The sequence below is a fragment of the Nostoc sp. JL23 genome (assembly GCF_017115065.1).
Lineage (GTDB): Bacteria > Cyanobacteriota > Cyanobacteriia > Cyanobacteriales > Nostocaceae > Nostoc > Nostoc punctiforme_A.
Map to the genome: position 1 here is coordinate 24401 of NZ_JABXKN010000050.1, position 17251 is coordinate 41651.

Consider the following 17251-nt stretch of genomic DNA (forward strand, 5'->3'; position numbering starts at 1 on the left):
ATGGGATTATTTGATCGTATTAAGCGAGTAGTTAGTTCTAACCTCAACGACCTGGTTAACAAAGCCGAAGACCCCGAAAAAATGCTAGAGCAAGCCATCCTGGAAATGCAGGAAGACTTGGTACAGCTGCGTCAGGGAGTAGCCCAGACGATCGCCGCCCAAAAACGCAGTGAGAAACAGTATAATGATGCCCAAAATGAAATTAATAAGTGGCAACGCAATGCTCAACTGGCGCTACAAAAAGGTGATGAAAACCTAGCACGACAAGCTTTAGAGCGTAAAAAAACCTATACTGACACCAGCACAGCCCTCAAAGCTAGTTTAGATACCCAAAGCACTCAAGTTGAAACCCTCAAACGCAATTTAATTCAGCTGGAAAGCAAAATTTCTGAGGCTAAAACCAAGAAAGAAATGCTTAAAGCTCGGATCACAACTGCCAAAGCCCAAGAGCAACTCCAAGGCATGGTGCGTGGGATGAATACCAGCAGTGCAATGTCTGCCTTCGAGCGGATGGAAGAAAAAGTCTTGATGCAAGAATCACGGGCCCAGGCACTAGGAGAGTTAGCAGGTGCAGATTTAGAAACCCAATTTGCCCAGTTGGAAGGTGGCAGCGATGTCGATGATGAATTGGCAGCCTTGAAAGCGCAAATGCTACCACCCGCTACTCCAGTAACTCAAGCCCAACTGCCACCGCAACAAGAAACCACTGCCCCTAATCCTAAATCTAATGAGGTGGTTGATTCCGAGTTAGATTCCCTACGCAAGCAATTGGATCAACTGTAAAATTGACAGAAAACTTATTTGAGCTAGTCCCACACCTGTTGGCTGTGGGATTTTACGTCACTAGTCAATAGTTAACAATCAAGATAACTATGAATTATTAACTATGGACTATTGACGACTTTGGGATAAAGTATTGTGTGTGCCAACTTTGATCGCCACCTGATGGAGACTGCAATGAGTAAGGCTGTAATCACCATAACCGATGCTGAGTTTGAAACCGAAGTGTTAAAAGCCGAGCAGCCTGTATTAGTTTATTTTTGGGCTTCCTGGTGTGGGCCTTGTCAATTGATGTCGCCCCTGATTAACTCAGCTGCTAGCAAATATAGCGATCGCCTCAAAGTCGTTAAGATGGAAATCGACCCCAACCCACTCACTGTTAAGCAGTACCAAGTGGAAGGTGTACCCGCCCTCAGACTATTTCAAGACCAGGAAGTTTTGATATCTACTGAGGGAGTCATCGGCAAAGATAAATTACTTGCTCTCCTAGATACCTACTTAAATAGTAATTAGTCAATACTTCATAGTTCATAGCAAATGATTGATGACCAATGACTAATGACTAATGACTAACATACAGTTTGCAAAACGTTTACAACCCCTAAAATCTAATGTATTTGCTGATATGGACAGAGCCAAGGCAGTCGCTTTGGCCGCTGGACGAGAGGTAATTGATTTGTCGTTGGGGTCTTCTGATTTACCAGCCGAGGCACACGTTATTGAGGCGATCGCCCAATCTCTGCACGATCGCAGTACCCACGGCTATCTGTTATTTAACGGTACCCAAGGATTCCGCGAAGCCGCGGCCAACTGGTACGAACAAAAATTTGGCATCAAAGTCGATCCTCAAACTGAGGTACTACCTCTAATTGGTTCTCAAGAAGGTACAGCCCATTTACCCCTAGCGATACTCAACCCAGGAGATTTTGCCCTGTTGCTCGATCCAGGCTATCCCTCCCATGCGGGTGGAGTCTACCTAGCCAGTGGTCAAATCTACCCAATGCCACTACTGGTAGAAAACGGTTTTTTACCAGTGTTTGCTGATATTCCTGCCCCAGTCTTGGCTCAGTCACGGATGATGGTATTAAGTTATCCTCATAATCCCACTGCTGCGATCGCACCTTTATCTTTCTTCCAAGAAGCTGTCGCCTTCTGTCAGCAACACAATCTCGTACTGATTCACGATTTCCCCTATGTAGATTTAGTATTTGGGGAGAGTGAGGATTGGGGAAAAGGGAGCAGAGGAGCAGAGGAGCAGAGGAGCAGGGGAGAATCACTAATGCCCCATGTCCCATGCCTAGTCCCTTCAATTCTGCAAGCCGATCCAGAGAAAAGCGTCTCGATTGAATTTTTCACCCTTTCCAAGTCCTACAATATGGGCGGCTTCCGCATTGGCTATGCTATCGGTAATGCCCAGTTAATTAACGCTTTACGCCAGGTAAAAGCCGCCGTTGATTTTAACCAGTATCGGGGAATTTTGAATGGTGCGATCGCTGCCTTAACTGGCCCTCAAGCTGGCGTAAAATCTGCTGTCGCTACCTTCCAGGGGCGGCGTGATGCTTTCATCAGTGCTTTACATCGCATTGGCTGGAATGTTCCCACTCCCCAAGCCACAATGTACATTTGGGCAAAATTACCCTCACCTTGGAGTGAAAACTCTGTAGAATTTTGTACCCAGCTAGTCAAACAAACTGGTGTAGCAGCTTCTCCAGGTGCTGGCTTTGGCAAATCTGGAGAAGGGTATGTCCGTTTTGCCTTGGTGCATGAGCCACCTTTGTTAGAAATTGCTGTAGAAAGAATGGCTGAGTTTCTTCATTAAATTTCTTCTCAAGCTGAACGCTAAGGATTTTTAGTAGCAAAGTTTACCAATGGAACACACGTAGGGGTACACATTTGTGCGTCCCTACTAATTACCGTATTGTACTGAACTTAAAAATTTTACGTAGTAATTTCTATTACTAAATATATTGCTTTAAATATGTAATTAAACGTATAAAAATATCAAAACATTCTTCATCTTTTTATTGATAATCAGAAGTAACTTTACCCAATCAAGTCTCCCCATTTCTTAAACTGGGTTTGTACGCTCAGATACCAAAGACGGCTAACAATACAGGTCGTGCTTTTAAGCAACCGTATTGCCAAAAAGCCTGTGATCAAGACAGCCCAAGCCTAAAAACGGCAATAATTTAAAACTTAACTTCCAAACTGACAGAGACTTGAAAACAATGAAAATGACTTTTCAGAAACTTGTAATTGGTGCCTCAATGGCTATTGGTGTGAGCGGTCTTGCCACTGCCCCAGCACAGGCTACATCCTTTGACTTTAATAATACAGGAGAAATTAACACTTACACTGGTGGCTCAACTGGTACCTTCATTAACGGGAATGCACAAGGTGGTACTAACGCTGCCATCAAAGCTTTGACAGATAATAACCCCAGCTCTAATGTCGAGCTTTGGTATAGTAGCGAAACTCCAGGTTCTAATGTTGGCTTCACCGCCACAAAAGGAACTTATACAGCCACCGTTAGTAGTGTCACTGCTAATGACTGGAATAGTTTTGGTTCGCAATGGCTAGGCGATTTATTGAGTAGCTACACACCATTTCAATCAGTTTGGAACGGGTTTTCAGCCGACAGCAAATCACTAATAACTAGTTATTTTCCTTCCTTGGGAATGGGAGATCCGAACATTGGTGGTTTCCAATTCGGTCAAGATGGCGGTGTGGAACTGAAGTTAGTTGGTCACTTGGATGTAAAGACTAAACTTGCAACAACTATTTCTACTAAGATTGATGAAAAGTGGAATGCAATTAAATCACAGTTTCCTCAACAAACAACTCAACCAACCCTTTCACAACTTGAAAGTTCAATTCCACAACTACAAACACAACTAAACGCAATTCCCGGACAGATTACCACACTGCAAACACAACTAAACGCAATTCCCGGACAGATTACCACACTGCAAACACAACTAAACGCAATTCCCGGACAGATTACCACACTGCAAACACAACTAAACGCAATTCCCGGACAGATTACCACACTGCAAACACAACTAAACGCAATTCCTAACACTACAGCCAATCAAGCACAAAGGCAATCACTGACAAATCAAATTTCTCAACTGAATACTCTCAAAAATCAGACACTGCCAGGTCAAATTTCTCAACTGAATACTCTTAAAAATCAGACACTGCCAGGTCAAATTTCTCAACTGAATACTCTTAAAAATCAGCTGCCAGTCCAAATCTCTCAACTGAATACTCTTAAAAATCAGCTGCCAGTCCAAATCTCTCAACTTACATCATTTAAAGATGTACTGACTCTGCAAGCTGCATTAACTGCATATAAAGGTGAAATTGGAGCTAGTGAAATTGCCAAGGTAGTTACTGGTGGTCAAACTTACTATGCTTATAGCTTTAACCCTACTGCATCCGGTATTACTGCTTCTGATGATGGTGTATCCTACAGTGGAATTTATACTTGGACGACACCTAAGTATGTCTCAGCACCAGAACCATCAGTAATACTTGGTCTTATGGGTGTTGCTGGTGTCTTTACTACCCGACGCAAATTGAAAAAAGCATCTGTTTGAAACTCCGGTTTCCATTCCAAAAAATAAGCAAGGGAGCTAACAGCTCCCTTTTTTGATGAATAATTCCTTGCAGCTATAAGAGAATTTAATCTTCTAGGTTATACTATTTTTAAAAATACTTGCAAAAAATAAATCGGTTGCAACATTTGACATCTATATGTCTCTACCAACTTGATTTGTTTTTAATATGGATTTCGTACAATGGTATTACTTACCTTCACATCTTTAGGAAGGGCAATTACCATAATCTTAGTTCCAGTATTACTTCAGTAGTTTTACTTAGAAACTTTAGAAAATTACTATTGTAAAAAAGATGTTAACTTAAATACTCTAAATTATAAAAAGTTCGTAAAAAAAAGATTAATTTTTGATTTAATTATATTTGATTATACTATCATTTTAGTATTGTAGTGCAGCTAAATTTTATTTTTTCAGATATTTAATTAGACTACATAAGTACAATTTATATTTGTTTCACTGTTTAAATGCACTACTATTTTATTTTATGGTAATCATTGTTGGCTTTTAATTAAGATAATCAGATAATAGGTAGCAATGACAGTACAATTACTCAATATAAATAAGCCATTGCAGTCACACAAAGCTAGACGAATTTTACTAGTTGAAGACCATTACCTCAATCGGATGTTACTTAGTGACTATCTAATTTACTGTGGGTATGAAGTCCAAAGTTTATCAGAAGGCTCTGCTTTTTTCTCAACCATAGAGAAATTCGAGCCAGATTTAATGTTATTGGACTTGAAATTGCCAGATATTGATGGTTATTCACTCTTAAAACAAGTCCAGCAAAATCCTCATTTGTCAAAAATACCTATCATTGTGGTTTCAGCCTTTGCTTTTAAAGCAGATCAAGAACTAGCTCTGAGTTTGGGTGCATGTTGCTATTTTGTCAAACCTTTAAAACTCAAGGATCTCATCCTTGCAATTGAAGAACAGTTTACTTGTCACCACAGATAACCTTTTTTGCTAGGCGTGTATTTATTCTGCTTTTTGGTCAGCAATAAACTCTTCAACACACTCGCTAAGAGTTTGTACAGAACTGCCGATTGTTGAAATTTTCTGTTGTACTTGGGCTAATAATAAAACTGCTGTTTGCAATTCATTTAGAGTTTCAGCCATAGCCTCACGATACTGGATTTCAAAATCTTGTAAATTCATAGTTTAGCTCTCGCCTGAAATCATCATTATAAATATCTTCTCAATCATAGTCGCAAATTTAACTGACTAAATCCGTTAATTCGCTTAATATTAGAGATTCAACAAACAAACACAAATAATATCAATAAATTAAGATTTTATCTAATGTTTATACAAACAACATATAAGTAGATTACTTATTAATAAACAATATAATTCAATACAAAATTATTATCATATAATCTCAAATATAAAGTTTTAGATAATAAAGTATTACCAATTTAAAAATGTTAATTATATATCAATACAGTTCAGTTAAGAAAAATTGTATGTTGGGTTAAGCAATGCGCAACCCAACAATTCCTGGGCTTTGTTGGGTTACTCTTCTCCTGTCGGAGACGCTACGCGTAGCTTGCTTCCACGAAGTGGTACGAGAAGCCCCTTCTCTACGAGACGCTCCGCGAACGGGTCTACGTTCTTCAAACGCTACTTGCTTCTCTCTTGGCGCTAGCCTCTCCCTTTGGGAGAAAGGGAGAGGAGACCTGCGCGTAACTTGCTTCCCCGAAGGGTTACAAGTAGGGAAACCCGTCCAATACAGTGGCTTCCCAACCTACACAGTTTAAGATTTTGGCACTAACCCAAGCGTATTGAATTATATATTCAAAAAGCAAAGTTTTTATTATAGTAGCAGCCAATGACTAAGTGACAGAGAAACAAACTCTCGTCTGCCATCTGTTGTGGTATGTACCACTGATGACGGCTACTTTATATTTACTTGATAAATAATTTGTTAAATCGGCACGAAAAAACAATTTTTCTTAAAATAGAGAAAGATTACCTAATTTTGGTTGTGACAATATCTACTCAAATATTACCACTGGTTAAAGAGCCAGAACGACTAGAAAACCGTCTAGCCGAAATTCCACCGGAACCGGGGGTTTATTTCATGCGGGACAGGAGCGATCGCATTATATATATAGGTAAATCATGTAAGTTGCGATCGCGTGTCCGTTCCTATTTCCGGGATGGCTACAACAAGAGTGAACGTATCGCCACGATGGTCAAGTTGGTGACAGAAATTGAATTCATTGTCACTGATACTGAAGCCGAAGCTTTAGCGCTAGAAGCCAATTTGATCAAGCAGCACCAGCCATACTTTAACGTGCTGCTCAAAGATGATAAAAAATATCCCTATCTCTGCATTACTTGGTCAGAAGATTATCCGCGAATTTTTATTACCCGTAAGCGGCAATTCGGCAAAGAAAAGGATAAATTTTACGGACCTTATACTGATGCTGGTTTATTACGAGAAATTGTCCGCATCTGCAAGCGCATTTTTCCACAGCGACAACGACCTCAACCACTGTTTAAAGACCGCCCTTGCTTGAATTTTGATTTAGGGCGTTGTCCTGGTGTGTGTCAACAGATGATTTCACCAGAAGAATATCGCAAAATTGTCCAAAAAATCGCGATGGTTTTTCAAGGTCGAACCCAGGAACTGATTGATATTTTGACCCAACAGATGAATGCAGCCGCTGAGAACTTAAATTTTGAGTCAGCGGCGCGGATTCGAGATCAAATTTCTGGCTTAAAGTCACTGACAGCCGACCAAAAAGTTTCCTTACCAGATGATACTGTTTCACGGGATGCGATCGCACTGGCAGCCGATGAACAACACGCCTGCATTCAACTATTCCAGATTCGCGCTGGACAATTGGTTGGACGTTTAGCCTTTGTGGCGGATGCTCACGCGGAACCAGGAGCTATTTTACAACGAGCTTTAGAGGAACATTACCAAACTGCTGACTCGGTGGAAATACCCTTAGAAATCTTGGTACAGCATGATTTACCAGATGCGGAGATATTGGCGGATGTCTTGACTCAACGCAAAGGCAAAAAAGTCACAATTTTGACTCCTTTGCGGCAAACTAAGGCAGAATTAATTGAGATGGTAGAGCGAAATGCTCAGTATGAATTGCAAAGAATGCAGAAATTTGGCGATCGCAATCACCAAGCAATGCAAGATTTAGCTACCATTCTCGATTTACCAGATGTACCCCACCGCATCGAAGGTTATGACATTTCCCATATTCAAGGGTCAAATGCTGTAGCTTCGCAAGTCGTGTTTATCGACGGATTACCCGCAAAGCAGCACTATCGACACTACAAAATTAAAAATCCCACGGTGACAGCAGGACACTCAGATGATTTTGCTAGTCTTGCTGAAGTCATCCAGAGGCGGTTTCGCAAGTATAGAGAAGATCAGCAATTAACACGTTTGGGTAATCCTGACTGGCCTGATTTAATTATGATCGATGGTGGTAAAGGTCAGTTATCATCGGTTATTGCCGTTTTGCAAGAGATGAATTTATTAGAAGACTTGCGAGTTGTAAGTTTAGCAAAGCAGCGAGAAGAGATTTTTTTACCGGGAGAATCTAAACCCTTAACAACTGATGCAGAACAACCGGGGGTACAGTTATTGCGGCGGCTGCGGGATGAAGCACATCGATTTGCAGTGAGTTTCCATCGTCAACAGCGCAGTGATAAATTGAAGCGATCGCGTTTAGATGAAATTCCTGGCTTAGGACATCATCGACAAAAGCAGCTACTAGGGCATTTTCGCTCAGTTGATTATATTCGGCAAGCGACAACCACACAACTCGCTGAAGTCGCAGGAATTGGGCCGCGTTTGGCTCAAGAAATTTACGATTATTTTCATCCTGTTTGAAGTCACAACTCCCATTTTCACCTTGAACTTGGGATTGGGAACTACTACCGCAAGGCGGAATTAAAAATTAAAAATGAATACAGCGTAAGCGTTTCATTGATTTGGAATGGGAGTTTATTTACGCCATGTTGTACTAGGGACTGAGTAATGGGAAGGTAGTGAGCCTTTATAGCGGTTCTCGTTTACGCGTGTACCTCACGTAAACGAGAATTGCTATGAGCTAAAACTTTAGTAGGTACAACCGGATATATTCCCATAACTTCTCTCCAAGATGTCAAAAACAGACAGGTTATCAAAAGGATGCTGTACTAAGATTCAGGTTTAATTACTAGCATTGCAGAGAACTTTTAGCGGCTCCCGAAGCTTCGACCAGAGGAAGCCCCTTCTCATGAAGTTTGCTAATTTTAATTAAATTATCTTACCAGAAGTTAATCTCATAAATCTTGCCAGCAAATATTAACTAAATCTTAAGATAGAGATTTGGTTACTAAATATACAGTAATTTATCTGATTTAATTTTTGAATACAAGAACGGCTTTTTTATATTCCTCTGAAATGACTGTAAACAAGCCTCTCTCAAGCCATTAATCATAGGGATCAGTAAATCTCTAAATAGCATTTAATTAAAAAATAATTTATGTATCTAAAGTAGGAGGGTAAAATCACTTAAATTCTAGAATAATAGATAAAGATATCGGAAAGTTATCAAACCTGAAATTTTGTTTAAAATAATCAACCAATATTACAGCAGTTTGTTAATTTGGGTCGAACCAGATTTTTTTCCTGGTTTAACTAGTAGCTTTACCAAATAAAAAATAATTACAACCAGGGGTTTTAAAATGCAGACAGTACAAATGATTTACTGCCCAAATTGTGGTAGTCATGCGGAGCGTTATTATATTTCTGATAGTCAATTAACTCGAACACAATGCCCAAGTTGTGACTATTTGATGATTAGTTGCACTCGCACTGGTAAAGTAATTGAAGCGTATGCCCCTGGCATTCATGCACACCGCTAGCTAATAAGAAAAAATTAAAAATTGGAGAAGATTTTCTCTAATTTTTAATAAAAAAGTTTTTTATCAAAAGAGAATTCAGGAGTTAGAATTCTGTGTGAATTGGAGTCTGACTGGCGCGCAGGGGTAGTGAGTCAGCGTACCACTACCATTACAGGTAAGCAAGCTACGCGCATCGTCTTGTCAAGAACTTCTGAAGAAGCGTGTTTAATAGATACGCTAAGTCATCCTTTACACGTCTCTGAAAAAGAAGATTTAGCTGTTTGTTTAGATTAGTGGCGAGTCATTAGCTTGCTTTTTGCAGGGTATTCCCCACTTTCTTATTCAGAATTCTGGATTCTGAATTCTTCTTCAACAGAAATTCTGAACACTTCACAGGTTTTCTTTCTGCTGTCTAAGTTCTTGCTGTCGTATCTGTTGTTGTAATCTAAATTGTTGCTGTTGTCTAATTTGTTGATCTTGTCTGAGTTGTTGATCTTGTATTCTCAATTGTTGTTGTAATCTAAATTGTTGCTGTTGTAGTCTTGTTTCTTGCTGTTGTAGTCTAAATTGTTGCTGGCGTATTAGTTCTTGCCGTTGTCGTGTAAAATCTTGCTGTTGTTGTTGTTGTTGTTGAAGGTTTTGGCGTAGCCATGTTTCCTTCAATTGCTCTTGTGTTTGCTGAGTTCGTTCCTCTTGTTGTTGTCTCATTCTTTCTTGAAAGGACTCAGGTTGCGGAGAAATCGGTCGAATTATTTGTCCATAAGCAGGAGAATTCATCGGCAAAGCTTCTGCAAGAACAATCACTAGGGGCAATAGTTTAAGCGTCAATGATCGATTCAACATAAGTTATTTGTTATCGGTTGGGTTGAGCGATCGCTTAACCTTAATATAACAATTTCTACAGATGCCTTGCCGCACTAATTGCGACTAATGTCAAGATATCTGTGAGATTAAAGTAATTAAATTTACTGGCTACAACAGATTTAATTCTTACTTGCTCTTAGTTGTCCGCAAGCAGCATCAGCTTCTAAACCACGAGAATAACGGACACTAACAGCAGTATTTTGTTGCTTGAGAACGTTCACAAAAGCTTGAATGCGATCGCGGTTGGGGCGTTTGTAGTCTACTTCTTGGATGGGGTTGTAGGGAATCAAATTCACATGACTTTGAAATCCTCGCATACATTTTGAAAGTTCTAATGCGTGTTCTGGTAAATCGTTAACACCAGCAAGGAGAACATATTCAAAAGTAACGCGGCGTCCAGTGATTTCCACATATTCCCGACATTCAGCCAGTAAATCTTCGAGAGGATAGGCGCGGGCGCTGGGAATGAGTTTTTCTCGTAGTGCTTGGTTGGGTGCATGAAGACTCACAGCCAGAGTGATTTGCAAATTATTTTGTGCGAACTGACGGATGCGATCGCGAATACCCACTGTAGAAACTGTAAGCGATCGCTGTCCAATACCGACATCTTGATTTAGAGATTTCAATGCTGCTAGGACATTCTCAGTATTCAACAACGGTTCACCTAGTCCCATAAATACGACATTGCTAACCCGTTGCCGAAAATCTTCTTGCACAGTCAACACCTGATCGACAATTTCGTGCCGTGCTAGGTTGCGTTTGTAGCCTCCCTTACCAGTAGCGCAGAAATCACACGCCATTGGGCAACCCACCTGAGTAGAGACGCAAACTGTCAAACGGGCTTTTGGGCCTTCTCCCCTTTCTGCAAAGGTGGGGATGCCTACAGTTTCAATAATTTGCCCGTCTGTTAATCGTAAAAGATATTTGACCGTACCATCGGGAGCCTCAGAGCGGTAATGTAAAATTGAGCGCCCAATAGGGATTTCTGCTAATTCTGCACGCCATTGTTTGGGGAAGACAGAAATATCAGCTAGCGATCGTACTCCCTTGTCATAGATCCATTCATGCAGTTGCTTTCCTCTGTAAGTAGGTTGTCCCTGCTGCTGCACCCAAGCAGTTAACTCCGCCAAAGAAGCACCGAGAAGGGGAGGGATTAATTCTGATTTTTCTGGGTTGTGTGAGTCAACCTGAGATACAAGAGGCGTAGCAGACATAAAAAAATCACGAGTTGGTGTTGAATCTCTATCCTACACCTGCCAGATCCAGTTAGTCTTGACCAAAGAAGATGGGGAATTAGCCAAAAGTTGTGCCGTTCCAGCCCCACATTGCCCCCTTAGCGTCTGCAAACTCAATGTAAATACGATTTTTCGGCACGCCTAGAGTTTGGTTAATCTGCTGGCAAAAGTCTTGACTCATTGCTACGGTTTGATCTGGCTTCATCGTGCCAATGCTCTTAATTTCAATGTAGCAAACTGGGTCTGTATTCCCTGCAAAAGTCATAGGAATTCCCGGTTCAAAAGCAGTCATTACATAGGATTCTGGTTTGCCCAAATGTTTCGCTAACTTGGCTGAGAGATTTAAAAGCATTGACTCAATTTCAGCTTTTTGAGGAGCAGATGCAGAAGTTTGCACTTTAATTAAAGGCATAGTACCGAAATCAGAATTTTGGATTTTATTACATTGTTAAGTTTATCGAAATGTAGAGGTACAGAGTACAAAGATTAGCGAGGTGGGGAGATAAGGATAATAAGCAATGCCCAATGCCCAATATTTAGTTATGAGATGAGCGAAATAGATGACTATGTTCGGGATGATATAAACGCGATCGCCCTGTTGTTGTCGAGAGTGCTGGACTGATTATATACAGTGTGGTGCGAATTAGTTTTTCTTGATGAGTGCAGTCTGCCATTTGATTCAGGGGAACAACCCTGATTTTTTCATCAGGCCATCCAATGCGAAAGCAAATCGCAATCAGGGTTTCGGGTGGGTAATGTTCGAGTAATTTAGCTTGGGCATTTTCGACGTGACGCGCACTTAAATATAGGCAGAGGCTAGCCTGATGTGCCGCAAGAGTGGCTAATTCTTCAGTTGTGGGGACTTCTGTACGTCCACTGATGCGTGTCAAAATAATTGTTTGCACTAAACCAGGAACAGTTAGTTCTATTTTGAGTTTGGCAGCAGCGGCTTGAAAGGCGCTGATACCTGGTATGACTTCAAAAGGAATATCTGCCTCTGCGAGGAGGTGCATTTGCTCGTGGATGGCGCTGTAGAGACTAGGATCGCCAGAATGGAGACGGACTACAGATTTGTGTTGCGATCGCACTCTATCGATCATAATCGCCAAAATTTCTTCTAAAGTCTGATTCGCAGTCCTAATTATCTCGGCATCTTTTCGGCAAAGTTCTAAAATTTGTTCGGGTACTAAAGAATCAGCAAATAAAATTACATCAGCAACAGCCAGTAGTTTTTGCGCCTTCACCGTCAATAAATCAGGATCTCCAGGGCCTGCTCCGACAATATACACAGATGGTTCTACATATAGTGTTTTTTTATAGCTTAGGCTTTCTGTATATTCACTCTTAGAAGAACACACGGCAATCCCTCAAAAAAATTTTTTGGCAAATTCTTCAGTATCTTTCCGGATTCACCCTCTTTCCCTAGTAGAGAGTAATGGTAGATGCACCCTGGTTAAGCCCTAGAGAATACTCTGGGGCATTTTTTATTTTTTAGTCATTGGGAATTGAGCATAGAGCATAGTTATTCTCCTTGTTCTCCTCGTCCCCCCCTCTCCCCATTTCCCTTAAGAGTAGGAACTACATCGGGTAAAGGGCGTTTGAGTAAGTAAAGCCAAGCTAATCCAACTAATCCCAATAAAATTCCTAGACTACTAACTACTTGTGCCATCCGTAATGGCCCCAGCATCAAGCTATCAGTGCGAAAGCCTTCAATCCACAAGCGTCCTAAGCTGTAGGCTGGCCAGTAAATTAGGAACAGTGTGCCTACCTTCAGGCGTGGCTTACCGGATAAAGACCGGAAAAACAACGTTATTAGTAGCGTAAACACCATTAAATCCCATAGAGATTCGTAGAGGAAGGTGGGATGAAAGTAATCGAAATTAACATAGTCTAAAGGACGATGGTCTGCTGGAATATAGAGCTTCCAGGGTAAATTAGTAGGATCGCCAAAAGCTTCAGAATTAAAAAAATTGCCCCAACGTCCGATCGCTTGCCCTAAAATCAGCGAAGGTGCTACTAAATCTGCCAATTGCCAAAAAGAAACCTGCTTGATTTTGGCAAAGATTAACGCAGCGACAACGCCACCAAGAATCGCTCCATGAATAGCAATACCTCCTTCCCAGATCGCAAAAATTTTTCCTGGAGTTGGGGCATATTTTGACCACTCAAAAAAAACGTAATATAGTCGTGCGCCAGGAATTGCCCCAATTAACAACCAAAAGAACAAATCGCCTAGCAACTCAGGATTAACATTACGGCGCTTTGCCAAATTCTGGGAAAGGATGACGCCAATTAACACTGCTGTGGCAATTAACAAGCCATACCAACGAATACTTAGTGGCCCTATTTTCACCAGAATCGGTCCTGGAGAAGTAAATTGAAACGCCAAGGGCAAAGTGGGAAAATCCAGTGCCATGAAAAATTACCTAGAAAAGTTCGTTAACTACCCGCGCACTTTGCTAAGTACGGAGTTTCTTGTGTCTTGAATACTGTAACTACACTTGAATCTTCCACAACATTGTGGGGACATAGGTAAAAATCCAGTATTCATATTTAGGAGTCTAGTTCCTAACGGCTAGTTGAGCATAACTTGTGCCACTAAAACAATTGAGTTTACCATCCTTACCGAGAGCGCAAGATGGTAGATTTGAGTAAGTTACACAAAATGGTTTCGATATAATCACCTAAACAACTTTGATATATTTAAAATTGTGATTGCTATTTATCCTGGTAGCTTCGACCCCATTACCTTGGGACACCTCGATCTTATCCAGCGCGGTAGTCGGCTGTTTGAGCGGGTGATTGTCGCTGTACTACGGAATCCTAACAAAATGCCACTTTTTAGTGTCGAGCAACGGCTAGATCAGATCCGTATTTCTACAGAACATTTACCTAATGTAGAAGTAGACAGCTTTGATGGTCTTACCGTCAACTATGCCCAAATGCGACAAGCACAAGTTTTGATCCGGGGTTTACGAGCTGTGTCAGATTTTGAAGTGGAACTGCAAATGGCTCACACCAATAAAACTCTTTCTACCCAAATAGAAACAGTTTTTCTCGCAACCTCAAATGAGTATAGTTTTTTAAGTAGTAGTGTGGTAAAAGAGATTGCAAGGTTTGGTGGCTCTATCGATCATCTCGTTCCCCCACACATTGCCCTAGATATATACCAATGCTACAATCAGAAATCTCCAATGTTGAACCCAATCTCAACGGAAGCAATCCCCCCCCTCAAGAGTATCTCGGTGGAGAGGGAAGCATAGATATTCAGCAGGAACTCAACCGCCTAGAGGAAATGGTTCTCTCTAGTCTCAGAATTCCGCTAACGGGACGCACACTCATTGATGAAGAAAAGCTGCTAGATCAGCTTGATTACATCCGGCTGGCTTTACCATCACTTTTTCAAGAAGCAGCAGCAGTTCTCGACCAAAAGAACGAAATTCTGCTGGAAGCGGAAGAGTATGGACAGCAGGTTGTTGAGGCTGCACAAGCCAAAAGAGCGCAAATTTTAGCTGAAAGCGATATTATTCACCAGGCGGAACAAGAAGCTGAACAACTGCGGCGACAAGTGCAACAAGAGTGTGAGGGAATAATGCAAGAAACCCTCGCCGAGATTGACCGCAAGCGGTATGCTTGTCAGCAAGAGTTAGAGCTGATGCGACAAACTGCGATCGCTCAAGCTCAAGAAATTGAAGATGGTGCTGATGCTTATGCCGATGGCATTTTGGGAAATATCGAGCAGGATCTCAAAGATATGTTGCGAATTATCACCAACGGACGGCAACAATTGCAGATTGATAACCTCACCCAGCGCAATTCACCTCCAGGTAAGAAAAAATAGAGGTTCTAACGAGAGATGAGGAAAAATTGTCGGTTGGGTTTCGCTATTGCTTAACCCAACAATTTTCATGAAGGAGTAATTTTAGGGAATCTACCTAGTACAGCAAGGCGGAATTAAAAATTAAAAATTAAAAATGAATATAGCATAAGGGTTTCGTTGATTTGGAATGATTGGTTTATTTCCGCCGTTTTGTACTAGTAATAAATTTAAAATTTTAGCTTGTAATTAAGCAGGATTTTTAATAAATGCTTACTTTCGCTCAAGTGAATTTTGGATTAAATATAGCTGGTTTAATTGGAATTATTTATTTGCTTTGGGCAATTATTTACTTGATTTTAACAGTAGCTTGGCTATCCCAACGTGGAACCAGGCTTAGAGGTTGGGCTTTAGCCCTTTACATTATTCAACTTATATTTACGCCAATTATAATGTTGTTAAGTGGAACAATCTTGTATTATCAAGGTTGGCGCTTAGATCCAGTTCTTCAATTTGAGCAATTTTTATTATTGCTATTAATTCTTTACCTGAGCGTCAAAGATATTGTAATTAATGCAGTTTACAGAGATAGATGATTTTATAATTTTTTGTAGAGACGTGAACTTAGAGTGGGCTTCGCTAACGCGTCTCTAGCAAAAATAGAGTATTTTTACACAATATGACTACAAAGTATATGTAAAATCTTCCACTAGCATACCGGGAACTAAACTACCTCCAAGTTGGCGACTATCATAAGTACCTACTTCGGGAATGAATTCTTGAAAATTAGTCAAATCTACTAAGTTTTCTCCCCAAAAGCGGTACAGACTTTCATCAAAACGTAAGTTTTCAATGGGTGCGATAATTTCTCCATTTTCTACCCAAAAACAAGCATAGCGGGTCATACCTGTGATTCTACCAGTGTGGCGATCGCTCCAATTCAAGTAATGCAAATTTGATACATATAATCCTGTATCTAAACTTGGAAGAATCTGCTCAAATACTAAATTTCCCGGACTCACTTCTGGCGCTCGTAAAGTCTCTGAACCATTAGCACCGTTGGCAATCTTTTGATATTCCTTAGCAGTCCGAGAATTCACCAGAGTATTTACCAAATATCCTTTATCTATTACAAGTAACTCCGGTGCTGCCATTTCTCCCAATTCATTAAATCGCGGCACTAATCCCCGTTGAAAATTTTCTTTTAAACTAAATCTTAAAGAAAGTTGTTTTTCTTGACGCGATAAAGCAGCTAAAGCACTGTTTCCTTGTTGGATATCAGCTTCGCTTATTGCTCCCCAAGAAAGCATCAATAATAAATCTGCAACAGCAGCAGGTGCAAAATAAGTTTTGTACTGTCCACGTGGCAGTTCTTTAGTTGGGTGAGCAAGCAATTGTAGTTGTTTTTTAGCTTCACTAATTTTGGCTATATATTTAGATTCATTCCAATCACTCCCGGCAAACGTCCCTTTAACTGCTTGTCCAGATGGGGAAAATAGAGAATAATCTAAGGTAAAAGAATCAGTAGCGAACCAGTGCTTTTGACCGCTAGAATCACCATAAGCTTTAATTACTACTCCTCCTGCATATATTCCTGTAAAATCCAATTCAGCAACTAGTTCTAGCACAGTTGGTACTACTGCCTCAGCCGCCAATAAATTTCCAGAATGTATTTCTCGACTGATATTATTTCCTGATGGCAAAACTAAATATGGATCGATGGGTAGTAGAATAAGTTCGTCACGTAGTTCTTGCAAAGCAGTATATGCTAATTGCCAGTCTATCTCCCAATTTCCAGTAAAGGGAAACTGCCGAACACTGTTGCGCTGATTTTGCATCAAAGTCAGTTCTATCCAACCATCAGCAACACAACCAGTTTGCCGCACTTTTGCATGATTAAAACGAGTAAATTGACTTATTTCACTGCTGAGTCTCACAGTGAATTGTTCATCTTCTGCTTTTTTAATCAGCAGACTTTCAATCAGTCGATTAAAGCTGACTTCTAACGCAGATAATTCCTCAATTTTCATGGATATTAAATATTAATAGGGAATAGAGAGAGGGAGAAA

Annotated in this window: 18 protein-coding genes; 11 read left to right on the forward strand and 7 right to left on the reverse strand. The window is 40.6% G+C overall.

The genetic code is table 11. From position 1 onward, the window contains the following. The 5 genes from HWQ42_RS10405 to HWQ42_RS10425 all read left to right on the forward strand — a co-directional run bounded on the left by HWQ42_RS10405 (position 1) and on the right by HWQ42_RS10425 (position 5360). On the forward strand, positions 1-783 hold the full coding sequence (locus HWQ42_RS10405; protein ID WP_292811631.1) for a PspA/IM30 family protein: 783 nt from the start codon (positions 1-3) through the stop codon (positions 781-783). A 174-nt stretch (positions 784-957) separates the two neighbouring features. Next, positions 958-1293 carry a co-chaperone YbbN gene (locus HWQ42_RS10410; protein WP_292811730.1) on the forward strand — a complete coding sequence of 112 codons (336 nt, stop codon included), beginning with the start codon at positions 958-960 and terminating at the stop codon, positions 1291-1293. Between the two features lie 52 nt (positions 1294-1345). Further along, positions 1346-2599, forward strand: a complete 1254-nt coding sequence (locus HWQ42_RS10415; protein ID WP_292811633.1) for an LL-diaminopimelate aminotransferase — start codon at positions 1346-1348, stop codon at positions 2597-2599. A 415-nt stretch (positions 2600-3014) separates the two neighbouring features. Beyond that, positions 3015-4382 (forward strand): NF038130 family PEP-CTERM protein, encoded by a 1368-nt coding sequence (locus HWQ42_RS10420; protein WP_292811635.1) that lies wholly within the window; start codon positions 3015-3017, stop codon positions 4380-4382. A gap of 555 nt (positions 4383-4937) precedes the next feature. Further along, entirely contained in the window at positions 4938-5360 is a 423-nt protein-coding gene (locus tag HWQ42_RS10425; protein ID WP_292741274.1) for a response regulator, read from the forward strand. 21 nt (positions 5361-5381) lie between these two features. Here HWQ42_RS10425 and HWQ42_RS10430 read toward each other — a convergent pair whose 3' ends face one another. Beyond that, a complete protein-coding gene (locus tag HWQ42_RS10430; RefSeq protein ID WP_292811637.1) occupies positions 5382-5561 on the reverse strand; it encodes a hypothetical protein in 180 nt (59 codons plus the stop codon). A gap of 829 nt (positions 5562-6390) precedes the next feature. Here HWQ42_RS10430 and uvrC point away from each other — a divergent pair. From uvrC to HWQ42_RS10445, 3 genes are all read left to right on the forward strand, one after another. Then, a complete protein-coding gene (gene uvrC, locus HWQ42_RS10435) occupies positions 6391-8268 on the forward strand; it encodes an excinuclease ABC subunit UvrC (protein ID WP_292811640.1) in 1878 nt (625 codons plus the stop codon). A gap of 839 nt (positions 8269-9107) precedes the next feature. After that, complete coding sequence (locus HWQ42_RS10440; protein WP_292811642.1) at positions 9108-9287, forward strand: replication restart DNA helicase PriA; 180 nt, start codon at positions 9108-9110, stop codon at positions 9285-9287. 126 nt (positions 9288-9413) lie between these two features. Further along, the gene (locus HWQ42_RS10445) at positions 9414-9560 is read left to right on the forward strand and encodes a hypothetical protein (protein WP_292811644.1); all 147 of its coding nucleotides are present in this window, start codon (positions 9414-9416) and stop codon (positions 9558-9560) included. Between the two features lie 96 nt (positions 9561-9656). Here HWQ42_RS10445 and HWQ42_RS10450 read toward each other — a convergent pair whose 3' ends face one another. The 5 genes from HWQ42_RS10450 to lgt form a co-directional block, all read right to left on the reverse strand. Beyond that, complete coding sequence (locus tag HWQ42_RS10450; RefSeq protein WP_292811646.1) at positions 9657-10109, reverse strand: hypothetical protein; 453 nt, start codon at positions 10107-10109, stop codon at positions 9657-9659. A 140-nt stretch (positions 10110-10249) separates the two neighbouring features. Continuing rightward, positions 10250-11344 carry a 23S rRNA (adenine(2503)-C(2))-methyltransferase RlmN gene (rlmN, locus tag HWQ42_RS10455; protein WP_292811648.1) on the reverse strand — a complete coding sequence of 365 codons (1095 nt, stop codon included), beginning with the start codon at positions 11342-11344 and terminating at the stop codon, positions 10250-10252. 79 nt (positions 11345-11423) lie between these two features. Then, a complete protein-coding gene (locus tag HWQ42_RS10460) occupies positions 11424-11777 on the reverse strand; it encodes a phenylpyruvate tautomerase MIF-related protein (RefSeq protein WP_292811651.1) in 354 nt (117 codons plus the stop codon). 124 nt (positions 11778-11901) lie between these two features. Beyond that, positions 11902-12723, reverse strand: coding sequence for a precorrin-4 C(11)-methyltransferase (cobM, locus tag HWQ42_RS10465; protein WP_292811653.1), 822 nt, complete (start codon positions 12721-12723; stop codon positions 11902-11904). Positions 12724-12887: 164 nt separating this feature from the next. Then, positions 12888-13781, reverse strand: a complete 894-nt coding sequence (gene lgt, locus HWQ42_RS10470; protein WP_292811656.1) for a prolipoprotein diacylglyceryl transferase — start codon at positions 13779-13781, stop codon at positions 12888-12890. Between the two features lie 295 nt (positions 13782-14076). On the opposite strand from lgt, the gene coaD reads away from it, so the two are divergent. The 3 genes from coaD to HWQ42_RS10485 all read left to right on the forward strand — a co-directional run bounded on the left by coaD (position 14077) and on the right by HWQ42_RS10485 (position 15778). Further along, a complete protein-coding gene (gene coaD, locus HWQ42_RS10475) occupies positions 14077-14628 on the forward strand; it encodes a pantetheine-phosphate adenylyltransferase (protein WP_292811658.1) in 552 nt (183 codons plus the stop codon). Continuing rightward, complete coding sequence (locus HWQ42_RS10480; RefSeq protein ID WP_292811660.1) at positions 14538-15206, forward strand: DivIVA domain-containing protein; 669 nt, start codon at positions 14538-14540, stop codon at positions 15204-15206. The genes coaD and HWQ42_RS10480 overlap by 91 nt, the downstream gene beginning before the upstream one ends. Before the next feature lie 245 nt (positions 15207-15451). Then, positions 15452-15778, forward strand: coding sequence for a Ycf66 family protein (locus HWQ42_RS10485; protein WP_292811662.1), 327 nt, complete (start codon positions 15452-15454; stop codon positions 15776-15778). An 87-nt stretch (positions 15779-15865) separates the two neighbouring features. Here HWQ42_RS10485 and HWQ42_RS10490 read toward each other — a convergent pair whose 3' ends face one another. Beyond that, entirely contained in the window at positions 15866-17212 is a 1347-nt protein-coding gene (locus HWQ42_RS10490; protein ID WP_292811666.1) for a TldD/PmbA family protein, read from the reverse strand. Between the last annotated feature and the right edge of the window lie 39 nt (positions 17213-17251).